Genomic DNA, 19,399 nt, shown 5'->3' with positions numbered 1-19,399 from the left:
GAAAAGCTTTCATAATTATCTGCTTCTAAACTCAGACTTCGAAAAGATGGATTTCAAACAGACGCTACACGAAGAAATCTTCGTAAAAATGATTTGCATTGTTGATTGTTTCTATATATCACAAGACGTTTTTATTTAAGCATTTGATGGGGGAAACAATAATCAACATACAAATAGGTGAAAAGAGCTCATACTTTTTTGTAATAGCTTTGTAGTCTATTGATCGTGATACTTAAGTATTATAATGCTCATAGGCTTTCTATAGGGCGCGGGGCGCGGTTCCTATCGCAATGTCACTATTGAAATCAGTTGGACAAAAACATTAGTGCGCCTTCTAATTTCGTCATTTTTACTCAGTTTGGGCTTTTTTCTTCTCATTATATTTTATGACAAACTCATACGATGGCTGTCGTGAGTTCTTCTTGCATTATTTTACTCAGAGTGTTCACTTTGAAAGAAAGCAAGTGATAGTAAGGCTGTCTTCTCATACAGTATGAAAATTTAAAACTCATTTGGGGGATGATGTTAACAGATAAGGTATTTAAAGAGGGATAAAATGAAAAAAATTATTTTATTATGCATGGCTCTATTATTCGCTGTGGGGTGTGAAAAAACTTATAGCGTAGAGGATTTTAAGAAAGATGCAAAATTAAGGGAAGAATGGGGAAAGAAGTGTTTTCTTTCAGGACAAGCTGTTAAGGAATCTAAAAATTGTCAAAATGTTTTACAAGCAGATACTGAAATGTTTTTCTCGCCAAAGCTTAATTCTATAGATCGTGGTCATGCGTTTTAACGGTTATGCATACTCAACAGTAAAGTGTTATATAAAAATTCTAAAATAAAGAAGTTACGGTTCAACGAATAGTTGCTTCTTTAAATTTTATAGCGGAGATTTTTATCATTTTTCATCTTTCAGATGAGCTTCCAAAATCATATTTGCAATCCTATTGTTTGTTTCATCTTTGTTAGATTGAGGATTATGATCATGAGAAAACTGGATAGCATTGTCTTATAGAAACATCTCTTAAGGCAGCCAATCCCATTTCACGGTGGTGTCCGTGAATGGTATAATGGTAGATCCATTGAGCACCACGATCTTTACGCTTCATAAAGGAGTAAGCCGGCGCATATTTGCCAGCTCGTGGGTGTTGCTACAGCCCTTGGCACTTGAGACGGTTCATTAGGGGCATTTTTAATCCTTTCTTAATAGTTTTTTATCCACAAGGGCTCTTTCCGCTTGTAACTTGCAAGAGACATGATTTTGGTTGATTCAACATGGAGCGGGTCTGAAATGAAAGGATCTTACGCTATTCTGGATTCTCATTTAACATGCAAAACAATGAATACTCTTTATAAATCAATATCGCTTGAGGTGTGGTGTAAGGCATAAAAACTTTATGCATGGGGTGTTTTGATAAGAGAGTGTAGTGAATATTCAAGAGAGGGCTTTCTTGTATAATTTTGTGAAAGGAACCATATGAAATGTGAAGCCGAGAGGGAGCTGTTTTTGAGAAGTTGGATTGGGTATCAACCAGTTTGAGGAGGGATTTGCATCCTTTGATGTGTGGGAAGGAAGCCAAGAACAGAGCGTGTAGCACCCTATACTTATGTTTTTAAAGGTTTTAATTTTGATCAGAAATTAATTTTAAAATTGCTTTTTGTTTGACAGATGTAAGAATTCTAAAACTTTTTAAAAGCAAATATTCCTCTTTGCTCGCTACAATTTCATCATGATGGTACGGGGTATGTTCTTTTTTGATGATATCAGCGTAAAAAAAGGCAATAGGGACATCCAATATATCGGAGATTTCCTTTAAACGTCCTGCGCTCACGCGATTTAAGCCTTTTTCATACTTTTGGATTTGTTGGAAAGTGACACCTAAATGATGCCCTAATGTTTTTTGAGACATTTTGAGCATTTTTCGCCTAAAGCGAATTTTTTTGCCTACAAAAAGATCAACATTAAGATTTTGAGTTTGCATTTTCCCCCTCCGGTTGCGAGCGCCCTCGCATTGGTATTCCGGGAGCTTGAAAACACTGAACCCTAGTCAGCATTTTGCTTTTAGTGCTTGGAGCACCTGGACATAGCAAAATCTCCCGGAATTCCGGGATACCCACACACTGGGTTTATTTTTACGCTAGGGTTTCGGGTTTTCAAGGCCCTATTGGTCGTTGCGTATACGACCAATACATTTTCTAATTAGTAAAGTAATTTTAGGAGATTGGCAATAAAAATAGTTTTTCTTAAGACGGATAGATTTTTTTAATAGGAGGTTGTTTGCCTTTCAAATTTTTAAGGTTTTCTTACTAAACTCACGTTTTCAGATTCGCTTTTTTCAAAGGTAAACCTTGGTTTTTAAGGTCAAGGCACCGTCTATGGTGCTGTTCTTAACCAATAACCAAAATGGCTTGTTTTGATGCGTCTGAGATATCATGATGATAGGGGAAACCTTTTATGAGTAAAGAGCCCTCATGCAAAATAAAATCAAAACAGAATAGATTTGGTTGTTGTATATTCACATGTTTGTTTTGAGAAGATATTTCTCAATGTTAGCGCCCATTTCACAAATGGCGTTTCGTAAAGTGTATAACGTAAAAGCTTCGATGAATGGGATAAAAGCTATATTTCTATCTTTACTGAAAAAAAGATGCTTGGAGGGCACATACTCTTTGTCAGTCTAAAATATTACGACAGTTTTTACCTTTGAAAGGGAGCATAAGAGCTATTTTTCTCTCTTCACGTGTTTTTATTTATACGCTCATCCTGCTTATAATGTGCAAGCGAAAAGTTTTGATTGATTCAATATCAACAGATTTGAAATGAGAAAAGATATTTTGGTTTCTCATTATGTATGAATAATAAATTATTATTATAAATCAATAATTCTATACTTAAGGAAGCGTTTTTTTAAGGAGTTTTTTTGTTCGTTTTTAAGAATGTGCGTGTTTTAGATAAAAAACTGTATCAACGCAGTTATTGTGAGAATTAAAGTTTTTATGAGAAAAATGAGCATTGTGGAATGATAAGCTTTTGATATAAAGCGTTTTAGAATTTTGCACAACTTAACGATAACTTATTTATTTTGTCATTTCTTATGATTGCTATAAGCGATGCAAAGTTGGAATATGGTTTGAGAAAGCAGATGACACAAGTATTATCTTTCGGTAAGTAGTTTTGAAATAAAAGACAGCTTTAAATGATAAATAAAGATAGGTGCACCATGAATGAACTTACCCATATTGAGACTATTATAACGCATTATGATGCTGTTTTTTGTGATGTGTGGGGTGTTGTGCATAACGGTGTACATGCATTTGAACCAGCGTTGAAAGCATTGTATAAAATTCGACAAATGGGAAAAAATGTTATTTTATTGACCAATTCTCCTCGGCTACGGGAAGATGTTGCTGCTCAATTACAAAGCATGAATGTTCATCGTGACTATTATGATGCCATTATCACTTCAGGGGATGTAACGCGCGATCTCATTCGGACAGCTCCGCGTAAAGTTTTTTTTATTGGTTCACAACGTGATTTGGTGCTGTTTGAAGGGTTAGAGTGTGAATTTGTTGAAGAATGGGAGGCTTCTGTTGTCGTCTGCAGCGGTTTTCTTGAAGATTTTGACGAAGAACCCTCTGCTTATGAGGAGATGTTTCTTCGCATGCGGGCGCGGAATTTACCTTTTATTTGTGCTAATCCTGATGTGATTGTCCATTATGGAAATAAAGAATTTTGGTGCGCTGGTGCATTGGCGCGTCTTTATCAACAATTAGGGGGGGAAGTACGCATTGCTGGAAAACCTCACGCGCCTATTTATGAGTGTGCCTTTGAAAAACTTCAAAACATTCGTGGAATTGTGGAAAAAAGTCAAGTTTTAGCTATTGGTGATGGTCTTTTGACGGATATTAAGGGGGCGGCTCATTTTGGTCTTGATGCCCTTTATATTATGGGGGGGATTCATCATTATGATTATGCGCAAAATGGTGTGGTGGATAAGCAAGCTTTGCATTCTTTTCTTGAACGTCATGGTTATAAACCACAAGCAATCATGTGGGCACTTCAGTAATGGCTAATTTTTTGCGTCTTCAGGGGACTCACATGTTTCCCTCGGCTTGGCGGGGAGCCGTGTTGGCACTTGGAAATTTTGATGGTGTTCATTGCGGACATCAGATGGTGTTGCAAAAAGCGCTTGATTTCGCGCAGATAAAAAAGAAACCAGCAGTTGTTTTAACCTTTGAACCACATCCAAGAAGTTTTTTTCAACGTTCAGCTCCTGTCTATCGTTTGACAGAGGCAGCTGAAAAAGCTGAAATTTTTAAAGTCCTTGGCTTTAATGGTGTGATTGAACAGCCCTTTGATGCGCACTTTGCCACGCTTTCAGCGGATGAATTTATCAAATCGATTTTAAAACAGGCTTTTGATGTTTCAGTTGTGGTGACAGGGGAAAATTTTCAATTTGGTCATCAGAAAAGTGGAAATGTGCAGCTTCTTTGCCAAAGGGGAGAGAAATATGGATTTGAGGTTGTGCAAGTTCCTTGCGTTTCGCGTCTTCAAGATTCACAACAGTTGATTATTTCCTCTAGTTTTATTCGGCAGCTTCTCTCACAAGGAAAAGTGGACAAAGCAGCTCATTTGTTAGGGTATCACTATCGGGTATGCTCCAATATTATTCAAGGCGATAAACTTGGACGTCTTTTGGGATTTCCTACCGCCAATCAAATGTTGCCTTCCCAAGTTCGTTTGGCTCATGGTGTTTATGCGGTGCGTTTACGTCGTGCGAACGGTGTTTTGTATGATGGTGTTGCAAGCTTTGGTTGTCGTCCAACGGTTGTTAAAGATGGTGCGCCACTTTTGGAAACCTATTTGTTTGACTTTAACGACGACCTTTATGGGGAAAGCTGTACCGTTTCTTTTTTCCAGTTTTTGCGAGGACAAGAAAAATTTGATGGGCTTGAACCTTTGATTGCGCAAATGCACCGTGATGAAAAAAAAGCAAAAGAAATTTTAAAGATAGCACAACCATTATCAAAGTTGGATAGGCTGCTTACTTTTAAAAATATGCCCTAAACTTATCTGCAAAAGATAAAAGAGCTGTAAAAATAGCACTTAAAGTGATTATAATCACAAAGATATATTCCAAAACATCGTGGAATATATGTTGTTTCCGTTGTTGAGAGGGAGAATCGAATATCTGAATATCTGATTTTGGCATTATCTTTTTCAAAGTTCATTTTATGGCTTTTGTTGTCATTCAAAAGTTTACTGCTTGTTTCTTTCTGATCCGTTAAAACCCATCATAAAAGATGCAGTAAAGAATAAGCCTCAGCCTATTTGGCAATAATAGACGTGAAGAGAGAGAAAGGCTGTTTTTAAAATTTTTTGCGATTTTAAGCTTATAGTTTGATAAAATTTAATCGATAACTCTTTTATTTCAAAAGTTTATGGTCTCTTTTTTCTAATTTGTTTTATTATGACATATCGTCTTTTATGATGGGATTGGGTTTATGTAAAATCTTACGCATGTGATATTTAGTATCATATGATGAATATTAAAAAAAAGGTTCGTTTGTTGAGCCTCGTGAAGTAGAGCGGTGGTCAGCAGCGGCTTTGTGCTAACCAATCACGTAAACGAGAATGAAGCTGATGGAAAATGCTTTAAGTCTCGTTTCTCTCGTATATTGTGATAGGAAATCTACATTAAGGAGACTATGATCGATTGCAGATAAAAAGAAATCATTGTGAGAAAGCAGGTGTACTTGTTTCAAAAATTTTTAATGCTTTTGATTGATAAAGGCACAATTTGGTTGTCGTAATACGTAAATCTTTCAGATTCTCAAGCAAAGAACTGTCCATATATCTCCTTTGTCCTTCACAAATATAACGCCTATAATGTAACGGCAAGGCAGTCTTGTAAGGATATGAAAATGCAAAGCCAATTATGTCTTGTTGCTTTTCTCATAAAACTTTTGCTTTAGCAATCCTCAACGCGAGCAGTATGTTTGAGACAAAGATTAAGGCGCTTTAGTGCTCTCTCTGCTGTTACAGCTTTTGTATACCAGATGGGGACAGCCCTATTGCCTATATTCATTTGGATAATCTCTGAAATCAATCTACAGCCTTATTGGGGAAAAATATGAAGTTATAAAGGGGGAAATCAGTCCAGATGACTGTCTTTTTTAAATTCGGCTTTGCCACTTTCAAAAGTGTCTAGAGCAATATCTCTTAAATCATGAAAATAACAGTTTCAGGCTTTGTTGTTTTTTGAATAGGATAATCACGTTCTACAGGTAAAATAAAATGCTGGAATATACTTGTGTTGCTAATTTACGCGCCTGTTTTAAAGAAATATCTCTCAACGCTTCCTATATCCATTTTCATGATGGCACTCATGAATGGTATCTTGCAAGCTCCGTTGAGCGCTATCATCTTTATGTCTAATAAAAGAGCAATCCGGTATCATCAGTTATATTGACAAGCCTTCAGTGTTGTACAGCCTTGGCTATTTGAGAGCGTTTATGTTTATGAGAGGGATTTTTCTTAACTCGTTTTATTTCATACGAACCCTTCCTGCTTGTGACATACAAGAAACACGCTTTTGATTGATTCACTATAAATAGACTTAAAATGAGATAATTTTATGGTATTAGGGTTTCTCACTCAACGTGCAAAATAATTAATTGTTATAAATCAATATTTTGCAATTAACCATAGATTATGGCTTACGGATTTTTTATAAAATATTCTGCATGCCTTTTATACGGAATATGGGGTTTTCTTAGTGGCTTTACTGTTGTTTTAGGTGTCTATGGTGTACGAATGAGCTCGTACTGGTAAAGGGAGAGACAAAGAAGGTGAAGCAGTGATAAAAGGTGAGGTGAAAATAGATTTCCTTGATCATCATATGAATTTTCATGCATTTTTATGGCTTCAGGTGTGCATGTTTGTTGTATATTTAACAGCAAAGTTTGCGTGTAGAGTCTTATGAAGTGGGAAGCCTGAGTGGAAAGCGCAAGACAAAGATTATTGACAGATTATTTTTTACAGATCGATGTGTATTTAAGAGTCTTTATCTTTTAAGGCGAGGAGGAAGCGTATGAAATCTGTGTTTAAAGACGCGCTAAACGATAAAGATGCAGCGAGCGTGCTCCGTGATGGCAATAAGCGAGAAGAGGCAGAGAGGCGGTTTTTAAAATTGTTTGCATAGCTTCAACAGCTGACTGTTCTATAGTTGGAGGAGAAATGGGAATGTGATAGGCTTTTATGCCATATTCATTTGCGACCGTTTTAATGCTAGAAAAGTCAGGTTGATGAAGCTCCTCGTGATCGGGGCGGTTGCAGATAATTGTTTTAAAACCAGCTTGTGCCAATGTTTTGATATTTTCTATGCTAATTTGGGCGCTGATAAAAATATCAGGTTCAATTTGTTGTAAATTCATCTTTATTTATTCTCAATTGCACGATTTTCACGATCCCCCCTAGTTTGGTATATAAAAGAACATAGTGAAGGTAAGTTTTTCAATGGTATCTTAACAAAAATATTCTTTTTGTCGAGAAGATCTATTTTGGGAAAATGAGCTGTAAGATGCAAAATATCTCACTCCGCAATATGTTCGTTATTCGACCTTATGCAAGACGGCTGTTTGGTCTTTATGCATAATCTATTATGTTTACCAAGCATAGACATTCCATTGTGTTGCTTGTTCACACGTTTGGTAGAGGTATCCTTATTTCTCTTAAGCCTATTTTACCCTGTCGAGCGTATAAGAGTATAAAATTCATTGATCACTACCCTCTTTACGCTTATGAAGAAGTAGGCTGGTACCATTGTTATATTTTTCAGTCCCCAATGTTACTACAGTCCTTGGCTCTTGAGACAGTTCATAAGAAGTATTTTAATCCTTTCTTGTACAGTTTTTACCCACACGCTAGCCCCGCTTGTAACGTACAAGAGACATGATTTTGATTGATTTAATATCAGAGGGCATGAAATGAGAGAATCTTCCTGATTTCGGCTCTCTCATTCAACGTGCAAAACAATGAATGCTTCTTATAGTTTGTTGTATATTCAGAGTGGAGTTTATTTGTAGAGTTGCATTAAGTGGACTGCATGAAGGGAGAAGCCCAAATGGCAGGCGCGAGATAAGAAGCTGGATCATTTACAGAGCATTGTTCACAGATCGACATGGATGTAAGAATCTTCGTTTTAGGGTGGGGGAAGAAGATCGTGTCTCTTGTTTAGATTTATTTTTGTTATTCTCAAAAACATCATCTTCATAATGTTTTTTCTTATGCTAAAAGAATATTATAAAGACAAAATTGCGGGCTGTCGTTTTATCCTAAAAATAGGAGAAATGGTTATTTTGCACGTATTGGATGCTTGCTTCTTTTATTACTTTCTGTATAATCGTAAAAACGATAATGCTGAAAGGCGTAATAAATGATCATTGGACTTTTGAATCAAAAGGGAGGCGTAGGAAAAACTACGTTGAGTGTTAATCTTGCGGCCAGTTTTGCGCGTACCGGTGCACGGGTATTGCTTATTGATGTTGATCCACAGGGGAGCGCATTGGATTGGGCTGCAGCGCGTGAAGATGCACCTTTGTTTTCGGTTATTGGTTTACCACGTGCAACGGTTCACAAAGAGATTACACAGATTGGTCATGGTTATGATCATATTATTATCGATGGTCCTCCACGTGTGACTGATCTTGCTCGTAGTGCTCTTATGGCTTCGGATTTGGTGCTTATACCTGTTTTGCCTAGTCCCTATGATATTTGGGCAGCCGATGGAATTGTAAAGCTGATTGACGAAGCACGTATTTATAAAGAAAATCTTGAATCTGCTTTTGTTATTAATCGTAAAATAGTCAATACAGCGATAGGGCGTGATGTGAACGAAGCTCTTGGCATATACCCCGTGCATGTTCTTTCTTCTAGCGTTGCGCAGCGCGTGATTTTTGCAGAAGCAGCAGCACAGGGGAAGGCGGTTTATGAAGTTGATAAGCAAGGACCAGCAACAGCAGAGATTGAAGCTGTTGCAGCGGAAATCAAGGAGTTAGCGCGATGAATAAAAAAATTAAAATCGGCACGAAACCAACGAATAAATCAATTCCTTTAACAGCAGATGCATGGGTAGGAAGCCCCAAAGGGAGCATGAGTGGAGGTATGAAGCGCCTCACGATTGATATACCAGAAAGTTTGCATCGATTGATTAAGGTAAGTTGTGCAAGTCGTGGAACTAAAATAGCCGATGAGGTGCGCGAATTGCTTTCACAAAAATACGGAAAAGTGTAAAAAGTGATATATGATAATAAGTTTTCGTTGGTTTGAATACTTTTTCTAGAGATGATATCATTTGTTTTTATACGAAGTTAATAATGATAAAATCTCCCTTCTTTTTTCACGAGGGCTGCTTCATTTAAGTTGTTTTTCATAAGGTTCTGTATCATTTCATGAAAGAGCTATGAGTTTGCGAAAAATTCTCCGTTTCAAACTTTTCCCTATACAAACTTTTCCCTATAAGTATGATAATCATCATACTACTTGTGATCTTATATCGCTATCTTATCCGCTAGATGAATAGATAAGTTTATTCTTCCATAAAAATTTTCTTGATAATGATTTTAAACGTCAGGTTATTTCTTTGTTTATTTCACTTAATACATGCGTAAATAATGTAATTAAGAGTAGCGTTGATTATTTTTTTCTGTTATGCAGCGATTTATTTTATTAAATTATATTCATGTTTATAAAGGGGGGATATAAATAAGTAAAATTTACTGATATTGGCGCGCTATAAGTTTTCCTAATAAACAAAAGAAGTCATTGAGCATATTATAGACAGTATTTCTTACATTTATATGATTTTATAGTCTTAAATAGTTAATGCCAGTCGTAATGGTACGCAAGGAAATAGGCTTTTTTGCTTCAATTGATAATGTATAAGATCGCTTTTTTAGCATTTCTATTGGCATTTAAAAAGTGCAGGGGGACTTAAAGTTTTCTTTCTTTTCCGGTGGTTTAAGAAATGATAAGAGCGCAATCAGTTGGTTAAAAGGTGTATTCTTTCTTTTGCAGGGAATTTGCAATGGATATAGGCATTACGAATTTTTGATAAGATTTTGTGCGACTTCTCATGATGAAGTGGTTTTTGAAAAATGCCAAGATATCAAAATTACTGCTGAAGTTTAAATACTTCAAATACAAAGAGCAGCCGTGCAGATAATGCTACAAATGCAAGTCTGATAAATAAAAGCAGTTTTCATGATTTAACATGTTTGCGTTGCAAGTTTGCGTATTTGCAAAGGAAAGTTAGACGCAAGGTCACAATATAGGAGGGGATGTGAATCCAAAGATATTGTTAATAAAATATAAAACAAAGAGAGGGGTTAAATCATGAACAAGATCATTATAACAGCGCTGTTGCTTTGCACGGGGCTTGTTACTGTTGGTTCACGAAAAAAACTACAGTGTTGAGGAATTTAAGAAAGATAAAAAATTGATGCAAGAATGGGGAAAGAAATGCGATAAAATCGGGACCTCTGCTTTTGCAACCAAGAATTGTCAAAATGTCATGCAAGCCGATATGGAGCTTTTTCAAGAGCATTATAGAAATCTTGCAAAGGAACTTCGTGAAAGTGGCAAAAAAGGGAATGAAACTGAAAAAAAGCAGGACAACAATTAAATCATAAAAATATATTGATAGCGGTGTTTTTCTTTGTACGCGATTTATCATCATAGGTTGGAAAAAATTGCGTACAGAAGTCGATTTTAAAATTTTTGAAAATGCACCAATGAACCGAATGTACAAATTTAATGGAACCCTAAATTGTGTCCTAAACTTTGTAAATTTGAAAAAAGGGGAATTTATTTATGAATAAAGCCATTATTACAACAGTGCTGCTTTGTGCTGGACTTGCTGTTGCTGGATGCGAGAAAAACTATAGCGTAGCAGATTTTAAGAAAGATCCTAAATTACTCAATCAGTGGTTAGAGAAATGTTTTATTGCAGGGAGTTTTGATTCTCAAAATTGTAAAAACGCAGAAAAAGCTGAATTAGAAACTCGTAAAAAATGGGGAGTTTTCGGCTCTGGAAAGGACGACCAAGAAAAAACTGAAGATAAAAAGGAAGGGAATTAAATCATGAATAAAGTCATTATTACAGCAGTGCTGCTTTGTACTGGACTTGTCCTTGCTGCTTGCGAAAAAAATCACAGCGTGGCGGAATTCAAGAAAGATAAAACATTACTCGAAGAGTGGGTAAAAAAGTGTGAAAAGATGGATCCATCGTCTATAAAGAAATCTAAAAATTGTCAACATGCCAGACAAGCGTATATGGAACTTATGTTTGGCATTAATTAAAAACATAAAATTCAATAAATTATTCTATCAATAAGGAATTGGTTAATTGTTGATTCTATTACGTTTTTTAGGCTCTCTCTAACTTTTAGAGAGCCTTTTGATGGCTTCAAGAATTAGCCGTTTACGATCTGTACTCTTTGTGTAAACGGATGCTATACTGTCTATTTGTCCAGCCAAAAAGTGCTTTCAATTGTGATAGTATTGCATCCGAATGAGTTGCTACGTGTTATTGCTAATTTTTCAAACTATGTGCTGATTGTTTAATGTTTTGGTCGCATGTATTTAAAACATGAGATTGAATCTACCTTTGGGGTGTTTTTCTGCGTTCATCACAAATAAATGTTTCATCACACTAAGACCGGCTTTAAGCGTTGCGGCTAATTTCGGAAAAATTGGGAGGAAACATTTGTTTGGAATTTACTTTTCTCTGTCTTAATAAAGAGAAAAATATTCTGAATGGAATTATTATCGTTTTATACTTAAATGTTTTTCTCAAAATATTTTTAAAAAATTGCTTTTGATTTGAGAATATTATAACATTAGTTAAGACGTGAGGCAGTTTTGCTAGGACGGTTTTGTTGGATGTGTGAGGAATTGAGCGCTCTCCATATCTTTTCATTTTCCCCCTCTCTTTTCTGAGTTTGTAAGGTTTTTCCTTGTTATTTTTTATTTTAATTGTGTTGTAATATTATCATGTTGAGTGGTGGAGCTCATGCAAAACTTTATGTATGAGTTGTTTTTTGAATAATACTTTGATTTATAAAAATAATTTAATTATTTTATGTTGAATAAGGATCTCGTCAAAATCTGTTCTAGGTTGAATCAATTAAAACCATCTACTTGCACGTTACAAGCATGGAGAGCCGTGTGGATAAAAACTGTTGAAGAAAGAAGTAAAAATGTCTTTTATGAACTATCTCAAGGATTAAAGGTTGTTGCAACATTTGGTGCTGGAAAAGTATGTGATGGTGCTGGTTTATTCCCTCGCAAGTGTGTGATGATGGTGTTCAATGGATTTATCATAAGCTTCTTGAAATATTCCTTTAGAATTGTGATATGCCCTGAAGGGGAGAAGCAAGAGGAACTTACTCGATAAGGAGACAAATTATTTACAGATCGGATCTGGTAGAAAATTTAGTTCTTTAAGGCGGGAATGAAGTTGAGATTCAAGTAGCGTGAAAAGATGGAAACTGATGGTTAAAAATGCATACAAAAAGCAGAGTTAACACTTAAATAGTTGCAAGCGATGTTTGAAATTAGGTGTGTAATTTATCTGTAGAGTTAAATTTTCGCTTTGATCTTATGTAAAATTAAAATGATCGTTTGCGCAAATTACAAAAAGCCAAGAGAGTATGTTTAGTATATTTCTATTACGAGAACTAAAATAACAACAAAAGCATTCATGGTGATAATCAAGGTTGAATAAAGCACTGCGGCTTTTACGAGATCAGCCATAAAAACCTCTTTCTGTTCTTTTTGAGGTGATTTTATGAATAACAATATGTTACAAACCGTAGTATATGTTGATACAATATATTAGGCAAGCTTAAAATCGTTTCTTTTTTGTAAAGGCTTGAGGAATTAGAGCACTGTAAATCTTAAAAAAGAAAGTTTTAAAGAGAATATTAATTGATTTTGTAGGTTTTGTGTTGCAGAAAACTTTTTTATCCTGTTATGCTATGAAACACTATCATTTATAGCGGTAATATAAGGCATATAAGTTTTCTTGTAACGTTTAAGTATTTTTTAGTGTGCGATGAATATTCGTAGGTTGATTTATTGAGCCTTTCGTTTAAGTGACTCACATGAGTAGGAAGTCAAGAGAAGATTGCTTGACAAAAATTCGGACTGCGTACAGAGCAGATTGAGTTAAGATCTTTGTCCTTTAAGGTGCACAGAAGAAGACAAAAATGTTTTCTGATCGTTTATCTCATAGTAAGATTGGTTAATGCTGTTCTAATGGGCATGTTTTGCACAAAAGAACAGAACGTTCCAAACGAAATATACTTATGTTGTATATTAATATATTTGTATTGCATATTTATGTACTTGTAAGAAAACATCTCTCAATGCACACGACAAACATTTTACGATGACACTCGTAAATGGTATAACAGTAAAGCTCTCGTGAAATAATATAAAATTTGAATAATATAAAAATCTATAGAATGCTACCATCTTTACACTTATGAAATAGCAAGTCACTGTCATCGTACGCTTGCTTCCAATGTTTACTATGGCCCTTGGCATTTGAGACGGTTCATAAGAGGCATTTTTCTTTCAGTGTATTTTATCAACACATCAGGGCGTTGTTTGTGATGTGCAAACAAGTAAATTTAATTTATTCAACATGGGATAGATTTGAAATGTGATGAGTATGAAAGAGAAGAGCTGCATTTAGAAGGTTGAAAATGAGAGAAAGTTCGTAACAAAAATTGTACCTTTATTATAAAATGATTGTTTCTATGTTTTTATACCAGTAGCACATGTAAAGCCGCGATATTAAGAGCAAACTGTGTTATGGAGTGAAATAACCTATAGGAAGATGCTGTGGAAATTCTGAAAATATCAATGTGGGGAGCGTTAAGCATTATGCATTGGATAATATTTTGATTTATAATGATAATCTATCGTTATTCAACTTGAATTAGAGTCCTGAATACCGTAAAATTTTTTCATTCCAAATCTGCTCTAGGTTTAATCAACCAAAACCATGTCTTTTGCAGTTACAAGTGGGGAGGGTCCATGCGGAGCGAAACTGTACAAGAAAGGCATGCTTTTTGAACCGCACTTAAATGTCAAGGATATCGCAACATGAGGGGCTAGCAAAATATGTGATGGTGTGCTGGCTTGCTTCTTTTATTAAGCGTAAAGATGGACAGTGCTCAATGGATTTTATACATGTCATGGGGGATTTATCATTATATTATTCATGGGTTATGGCGCGAAATAGGCTTGGGTACACTTAAGAGATGTTTCTTTAAAACAAGCGCGTGAATATGCAATTGAAGACGTATCGAATTGATTGGCTAAGAAACTCTTGAAAAGGTTCAAAAAATCTTATATAGTCGTTCATTGCAAAGAAAAGCGAATGATAATTAAAAAAAGGGAGATTGATGGCTGTTTAGCTGTTTTAAGATGTCTTTTTTAATATTGCTGTATGGCTAATCTGTTCAAAAGAGCATTCTTTTTGTTTTTTATGCGAAGTACTGCATATGTGCAGAAGGAGCATGGGGGAGGGTGTGTCTTTTTGAATGGGTGCAACTAATTTTGTAGGGTGCCATCTTATGGGGTGCCGGAAGGTATGCAAGTTTAGGTGCAAAAAAAGCCATAAGGTTATGGAGGGTAAGATGCTGCTATCGTTAAAATGCTGAAATTTTTAATGAGCTTAAGTCTTTGATATGCTGCGAGATATGCTGTGGGTTTTTGTCGGCAGGTGGTCTTTTTATGGACAAAGTTCTCGTGAGAGCGTTGTTGTTTTCTGTTGAAGGCATGCTGGTGACGAAATAGGCAAAGATAAAATCGGCAAGGCGAAATAGACCAAAATAGACAGAGCAAATGTAGAACTTTCGATATTGCTGCGTAAGGTTTAAGTTTATAGCGTTTTGGTGAATTAGTATAGCCGTAATGATGGTTTTGGAGCAAAGCAAGAAAAATACTTGAGAGAATGCGTTGAAAGTTGAAGTGGTATACGCTTTGAAGGATTGTCGTGCTGTTGTTTGAGCGATGTTTGCACCACGAGCTTTATTGAGTGTATCAGCATTGAAGAGAACCTGTTTAATCTCCCTCATTTGAAAGATTGAACAAGAGTGTTGAAGGGGAAGTAAAAATGTCTGTAGTGCAATATGGTGATGATAGTTTTGCATCAAAAGCAAAAGTTCTTGATAATAATCTTATTGATCGTGATTGGGCGATGACAAAATTTGTTGCTGCTGTTAAAGGATTAGCTCAAGTTGTTGATTATGAAAGCAATATGCTAGAGAGCAGTGGTGTTCCAGATTACGAAGAAATAAATTTATGTAAAATACGTGGTTTGCGTGATCTTAATAAATCCATGAGCGATGTGAAGCGCTACATGAATCAAGATATTGAGCATGAAGTTGAAAGTTTGTTGTCTGATTTACAAGAAAAATTACAGCGTAATAGTGAATTGCTTCAGACGCATTTAAATGCAGTTAATGATCTTTCTAGAGCTATGCAATTATCTGGACGCGTAAAAGAAACAGAGGAATGATTCAAATCTGATGAATATTGGCTGTTCTAAGTGATGACAATGATTAGGTAGATCAGTTTATTTGGATAAATAATGCGTTTAGTGAGTAGACTTGTTTTAAGCGCATTTGGGTATTTAAATTATTATCCTGTTGTACTGTAAAACGCTGTTCTTAAAACAGTGTCTTTTAAGGTGTAGTGATGTGAACTGCGTGCTGTGGGAAGCTAGCTGGGAGAGGACTAAGAGAAGGGGGAATATTTACGGAGTATTGTTTGCAGACTGAGTTAATAGGGAGCTTCATTTTTTAGTTTAGGGAGGCGATCAAGGGAATATTTAGACCAGCCCGTGATGCCTTAAAAACAGCTTGCTTGGAGCTATGGTAATGTAAGGTTTTATGCATTAGTCTTTTGAGAGTATGTGATGAATATTGCCTATAAGCCTTATAGAGCACTGTCCTTTGAAGTGTGGTGATATGAAGCGGTTAGTTGTTTAAATCTATATGTTTGAGACAAAAATTAAAGCGGTTTAATATTTTCTTCTGCTGTTTTTAGTTTTTGTATGCCAGATTGGAGAGAGCATCCAGATTTGAGTGAATAGATTGCTTATATCTTTGTTGGCGTAATATTTTAAATGGGGAGGCGATCTTATTGGGAAAGAATAAAGGGCTAGAAATCAGCTTTCCTCTGTACCACCATCCTTTAATTTAGCTTTATTTTGTTCAAAAGCATCTAAAGCACTATCTGTTAAATGATGAAGATCACGCATTATTTCACGCTTCAGTTTCTCTCGTTCTTTAATGGGGGCACGCGCCCCTCATGTAAAACAGAACGTCATTGTGTTGCCAATTCACGTGCTTTTTTAAAGAAACATCTCTTAAGGCACCCAATCCCATTTCACGGTGGTGTCCGTGAATGGTATAACGGTAAATCTATAGAGCACCACGATTTTTACGCTTCATAAAGGAGTAAGCTGGTGCATATTTGCCAGCTCGTGGGTGTTGCTACAGCTCTTGGCACTTGAGACGGTTCATCAGGGGCATTTTTAATCCTTTCTTAATAGTTTTTTATCCACAAGGGCTCTTCCCGCTTGTAACTTGCAAGAGACATGATTTTGGTTGATTCAACATGGAACAGGTCTGAAATGAAAGGATCTTACGCTATTCTGGATTCTCATTTAACATGCAAAACAATGAACAATCTTTATAAATCAATATTTTGTCTTATGGTGGAGTTGGTGTGGCATTGAGATTTTAGAGGAAAAACACGCTTTTAAGAATTTATAACAGATAGCAAGTTTTTATAGCAGGTATATTAAATGTACATCATCTAAAATAAATGGAGCGTCTACAGCGAAGAAGGGGCTAACTTTTTTAAATCCGCATGAATGCTTATTCTGTTGTGCTGTAAAAACATCATCGCTTGAGGTGTGGTGTAAGACATAAAACTTTATGCATGGGGTGTTTTGATGAGAGAATGCTATGGTATTCAGTTTTTTATTCAATATGCAAAAGAAAAGTTATAAGTCAAAATCTTCTTTAATGTGATAATGATTTTTGAGAATTTAAAAAATATAAGTTTAAATAAAAAAGCAGCACTTTGTGCTGCCATTTTATTTAAATTAAAATTAGCTTCTGCTTTAGAAACGATAACGTATCCCGCCAGACAAATTGGTGCCAGATACACCGGCTTTTTGCAGTTTTTGCCGATAGCTGATATCGGCGTTTAGTACGATTTTTTGAGAAAGATATGCATTCACCCCCATGCCTCCTTCAACTGAAGAGCCGGTAGGATCAACATGAAAGGTATTAGCAATTTTTATTGTTTTTCCATCACCAAAAGCTCTGATAACATTTACTTTACCATAGAAGGAAACAGCCTTACTTTCTTCAACAGCCATTATAGTTTTTGTTAAACGTCCACCAATACGCATCAACCATTGATGCGGGTTTCCCATGTCTACTTTTAAGCCATCGGCATCTGAGAAGATATCAAACATGAGATTTTGATAAATGAATTGTGCTTGTGGTTCAAATACCAATCCTTTTGTGTTGGTCGCTAATTTCTGACCAATGGTTGCAGATATATTAAGCATCTCCGTACCATCCAGTTGTGCGGCATTTCCAACAAGAGCTGTGGTAATATTTCCTTTTAACTTTCCGTAAGAAAGAAGGGTGTTTACATATATACCATTGCTATGTTGGATGCCGCTGTAAGCGGCAAGAGACCATTTATCAAGTGTCGTCTTTTCAGAATCTTGCATCTCTTTTGGCGTAAAGGCAAGTTTCCCGTATGTTCCTACAAAACCAAAATGTGTGCTTATGTCTTTGCCTTCCAAGGCGGCTAATATGACACCCAGTTGTAAAGCAGTATAGTTTACATCAGCACCATAACCATAATGCAGTGGATCGCGGTTGGAAGATAAGGTGACTTTCTCGCCGTAGGAAGAGAAAAAGATACCATTCTTTTTATTGTCGTCTGCCCCAAATACTGTTGTTCGCATATTGTCTAACAACGTGTTTTGATTGTTTACATCAGTAAATCCAGCAGAAAATAAAGTATTAGATATGGTTAAATAGTTTGCTACCTGTGGTAAAAGTGCTCGAACTTTTTTATCCTTATCAATGTAGGCATTCTGTAAGCGGAAATCCCAGAAATTACTGTTCTTACCAAAAAGATTTTGGCTCTCATGAGATGTCCCAGGTTTATAGCTTGTAAGTACATACTTATAAGGCTGTTTCCCTATTGTCATATAGTTTCCTGCTAACGTGAAGGAATTTTCGTTTGCTTGTCCGGAAACTTGAATGATTGAAATCCCATGTGTCCCTAAAGGAAGTGACGCCATGTGTTCTCCCCAAACAGCAGAGCTATCGGTTGTTTTTTTATCTGTTTCTTGGAGATTGATGTGAACAACAGTACGGCCTGAGACATCGCCATTAATCACAATGCGATCGGTCTGTTGCTCCGTGATAGGAGAATGTTTATCCCATTGAGTATTTACATAAATTTCTGCAACACCTGTTGCACTATAAACCGCTGTTGTATGAGCTGTTCCATCTGCTTTCGGAAGATTAGGTCCTATAAACAGAGTTTGGTAATGTCCCTCCATTGGCTTGTCAAACATAATGACACTATCTGTAAGGCGCAATCCAGAAAGGTTAGAGTATGATTTTTCATCAACACCAAACTGTACACGGTCATCTGAAACATTATCATTATTTCCAGCGTTTTTATTCGCCTTTAAAAGCCATTTCGTCCCCTCTTTTAGATCAAAAACAGTTCTATTATCTTTAGAAGTTTTTACTCGACCTTCTAAAGAAGAGTGGTTAGAAACCAGTGTAAGGGTGTTTGTGAAAGCATTTTCGTTTTTTATATTTTTTAATAAAATATCGGCATGAATTTCTGAATTTTTAAGGCTGACTTCACCGTTTATGCCTGTTCCATAAAGGTTGATACCCCTACCATGTTCAACGAAAATCTTTGTATTCTCTAGAGTTACTTTATCGGCAATATTGGCTAAATCTTGTTCTTGAACGGCGTTGGCATTCCTTTCAGCATTGCGTGTATATCGTTTTCTAGGGGCATTATACGGATTGTTGCGGAAAATAATACCGTCCGCTTCATGATTGCCCGTGACATGTACGCTTGAATCTTTCAGTTTGATTGTTCCTTCTATGTTGACCAAACCAGCTGTTTCTGCTGTTACAGTAATACCTGTAGCATCAATTTCTCCACCATCTGATACACTCAATGCAACAAAACGCGCATCAACTGTTCCCCCTATCATGTTGACTTTTGAATTATTTCCCTCTGCATGTACAGCAAAAC

General features: G+C 36.0%; 15 protein-coding genes and 2 pseudogenes. 11 read left to right on the top strand and 6 right to left on the bottom strand.

All coding sequences use genetic code 11. The features are described from left to right. The first annotated feature begins 556 nt into the window (after nucleotides 1–556). The gene (locus ACFIKY_RS06670; RefSeq protein WP_375636384.1) at nucleotides 557–793 is read left to right on the top strand and encodes an EexN family lipoprotein; all 237 of its coding nucleotides are present in this window, start codon (nucleotides 557–559) and stop codon (nucleotides 791–793) included. A gap of 190 nt (nucleotides 794–983) precedes the next feature. Here ACFIKY_RS06670 and ACFIKY_RS06665 read toward each other — a convergent pair whose 3' ends face one another. Together ACFIKY_RS06665 and ACFIKY_RS06660 are read right to left on the bottom strand one after the other, a co-directional pair. Beyond that, the gene (locus tag ACFIKY_RS06665; RefSeq protein ID WP_375636385.1) at nucleotides 984–1,109 is read right to left on the bottom strand and encodes a hypothetical protein; all 126 of its coding nucleotides are present in this window, start codon (nucleotides 1,107–1,109) and stop codon (nucleotides 984–986) included. A 513-nt stretch (nucleotides 1,110–1,622) separates the two neighbouring features. Then, nucleotides 1,623–1,982: a helix-turn-helix domain-containing protein gene (locus ACFIKY_RS06660; protein WP_375636387.1), complete on the bottom strand. Its 360-nt coding sequence runs from the start codon at nucleotides 1,980–1,982 to the stop codon at nucleotides 1,623–1,625. Between the two features lie 1,239 nt (nucleotides 1,983–3,221). Here ACFIKY_RS06660 and ACFIKY_RS06655 point away from each other — a divergent pair. The 3 genes from ACFIKY_RS06655 (at nucleotide 3,222) to ACFIKY_RS06645 (ending at nucleotide 6,439) form a co-directional block, all read left to right on the top strand. Further along, entirely contained in the window at nucleotides 3,222–4,067 is an 846-nt protein-coding gene (locus tag ACFIKY_RS06655; protein WP_375636389.1) for a TIGR01459 family HAD-type hydrolase, read from the top strand. After that, nucleotides 4,067–5,068, top strand: coding sequence for a bifunctional riboflavin kinase/FAD synthetase (locus ACFIKY_RS06650; protein ID WP_375636391.1), 1,002 nt, complete (start codon nucleotides 4,067–4,069; stop codon nucleotides 5,066–5,068). The genes ACFIKY_RS06655 and ACFIKY_RS06650 overlap by 1 nt, the downstream gene beginning before the upstream one ends. A 1,230-nt stretch (nucleotides 5,069–6,298) precedes the next feature. Further along, nucleotides 6,299–6,439 carry a hypothetical protein gene (locus ACFIKY_RS06645; protein ID WP_375636393.1) on the top strand — a complete coding sequence of 47 codons (141 nt, stop codon included), beginning with the start codon at nucleotides 6,299–6,301 and terminating at the stop codon, nucleotides 6,437–6,439. 281 nt (nucleotides 6,440–6,720) lie between these two features. Here ACFIKY_RS06645 and ACFIKY_RS06640 read toward each other — a convergent pair. Together ACFIKY_RS06640 and ACFIKY_RS06635 are read right to left on the bottom strand one after the other, a co-directional pair. Further along, nucleotides 6,721–6,948, bottom strand: a pseudogene (locus tag ACFIKY_RS06640) (D-alanyl-D-alanine carboxypeptidase); the annotation flags it as partial. Between the two features lie 159 nt (nucleotides 6,949–7,107). Then, complete coding sequence (locus ACFIKY_RS06635; protein WP_375636395.1) at nucleotides 7,108–7,437, bottom strand: TIGR01244 family sulfur transferase; 330 nt, start codon at nucleotides 7,435–7,437, stop codon at nucleotides 7,108–7,110. Between the two features lie 1,001 nt (nucleotides 7,438–8,438). On the opposite strand from ACFIKY_RS06635, the gene parA reads away from it, so the two are divergent. The 5 genes from parA to ACFIKY_RS06610 all read left to right on the top strand — a co-directional run bounded on the left by parA (nucleotide 8,439) and on the right by ACFIKY_RS06610 (nucleotide 11,362). After that, complete coding sequence (parA, locus tag ACFIKY_RS06630) at nucleotides 8,439–9,068, top strand: ParA family partition ATPase (RefSeq protein WP_375636396.1); 630 nt, start codon at nucleotides 8,439–8,441, stop codon at nucleotides 9,066–9,068. Next, nucleotides 9,065–9,295, top strand: coding sequence for a plasmid partition protein ParG (locus ACFIKY_RS06625; RefSeq protein ID WP_015856697.1), 231 nt, complete (start codon nucleotides 9,065–9,067; stop codon nucleotides 9,293–9,295). Before parA ends, ACFIKY_RS06625 begins: the two co-directional genes overlap by 4 nt. 1,153 nt (nucleotides 9,296–10,448) lie before the next feature. Next, nucleotides 10,449–10,685: an EexN family lipoprotein gene (locus ACFIKY_RS06620; protein ID WP_375644939.1), complete on the top strand. Its 237-nt coding sequence runs from the start codon at nucleotides 10,449–10,451 to the stop codon at nucleotides 10,683–10,685. Between the two features lie 188 nt (nucleotides 10,686–10,873). Next, nucleotides 10,874–11,140 carry an EexN family lipoprotein gene (locus tag ACFIKY_RS06615; protein WP_375644940.1) on the top strand — a complete coding sequence of 89 codons (267 nt, stop codon included), beginning with the start codon at nucleotides 10,874–10,876 and terminating at the stop codon, nucleotides 11,138–11,140. Between the two features lie 3 nt (nucleotides 11,141–11,143). Continuing rightward, nucleotides 11,144–11,362, top strand: a complete 219-nt coding sequence (locus ACFIKY_RS06610; protein WP_375636402.1) for an EexN family lipoprotein — start codon at nucleotides 11,144–11,146, stop codon at nucleotides 11,360–11,362. 78 nt (nucleotides 11,363–11,440) lie between these two features. Here the strand turns inward: ACFIKY_RS06610 and ACFIKY_RS06605 are convergent. Further along, nucleotides 11,441–11,799 (bottom strand): annotated as a pseudogene (locus ACFIKY_RS06605) (integrase); the annotation flags it as partial. A gap of 428 nt (nucleotides 11,800–12,227) precedes the next feature. Here ACFIKY_RS06605 and ACFIKY_RS06600 point away from each other — a divergent pair. Continuing rightward, nucleotides 12,228–12,458, top strand: a complete 231-nt coding sequence (locus tag ACFIKY_RS06600; protein WP_375661567.1) for a hypothetical protein — start codon at nucleotides 12,228–12,230, stop codon at nucleotides 12,456–12,458. 2,733 nt (nucleotides 12,459–15,191) lie between these two features. Further along, a complete protein-coding gene (locus tag ACFIKY_RS06595; protein WP_273788300.1) occupies nucleotides 15,192–15,596 on the top strand; it encodes a flagellar protein FlgN in 405 nt (134 codons plus the stop codon). A gap of 1,614 nt (nucleotides 15,597–17,210) precedes the next feature. Here ACFIKY_RS06595 and ACFIKY_RS06590 read toward each other — a convergent pair. After that, nucleotides 17,211–19,358 carry an autotransporter outer membrane beta-barrel domain-containing protein gene (locus ACFIKY_RS06590; RefSeq protein ID WP_375661566.1) on the bottom strand — a complete coding sequence of 716 codons (2,148 nt, stop codon included), beginning with the start codon at nucleotides 19,356–19,358 and terminating at the stop codon, nucleotides 17,211–17,213. Nucleotides 19,359–19,399 lie beyond the last annotated feature (41 nt).

Source organism: Bartonella sp. CR127HXZ (assembly GCF_042194555.1).
Lineage (GTDB): Bacteria > Pseudomonadota > Alphaproteobacteria > Rhizobiales > Rhizobiaceae > Bartonella > Bartonella grahamii.
Note: the sequence above shows the minus strand (reverse complement) of the source record. Positions and strands in the feature narration are given on the sequence as shown.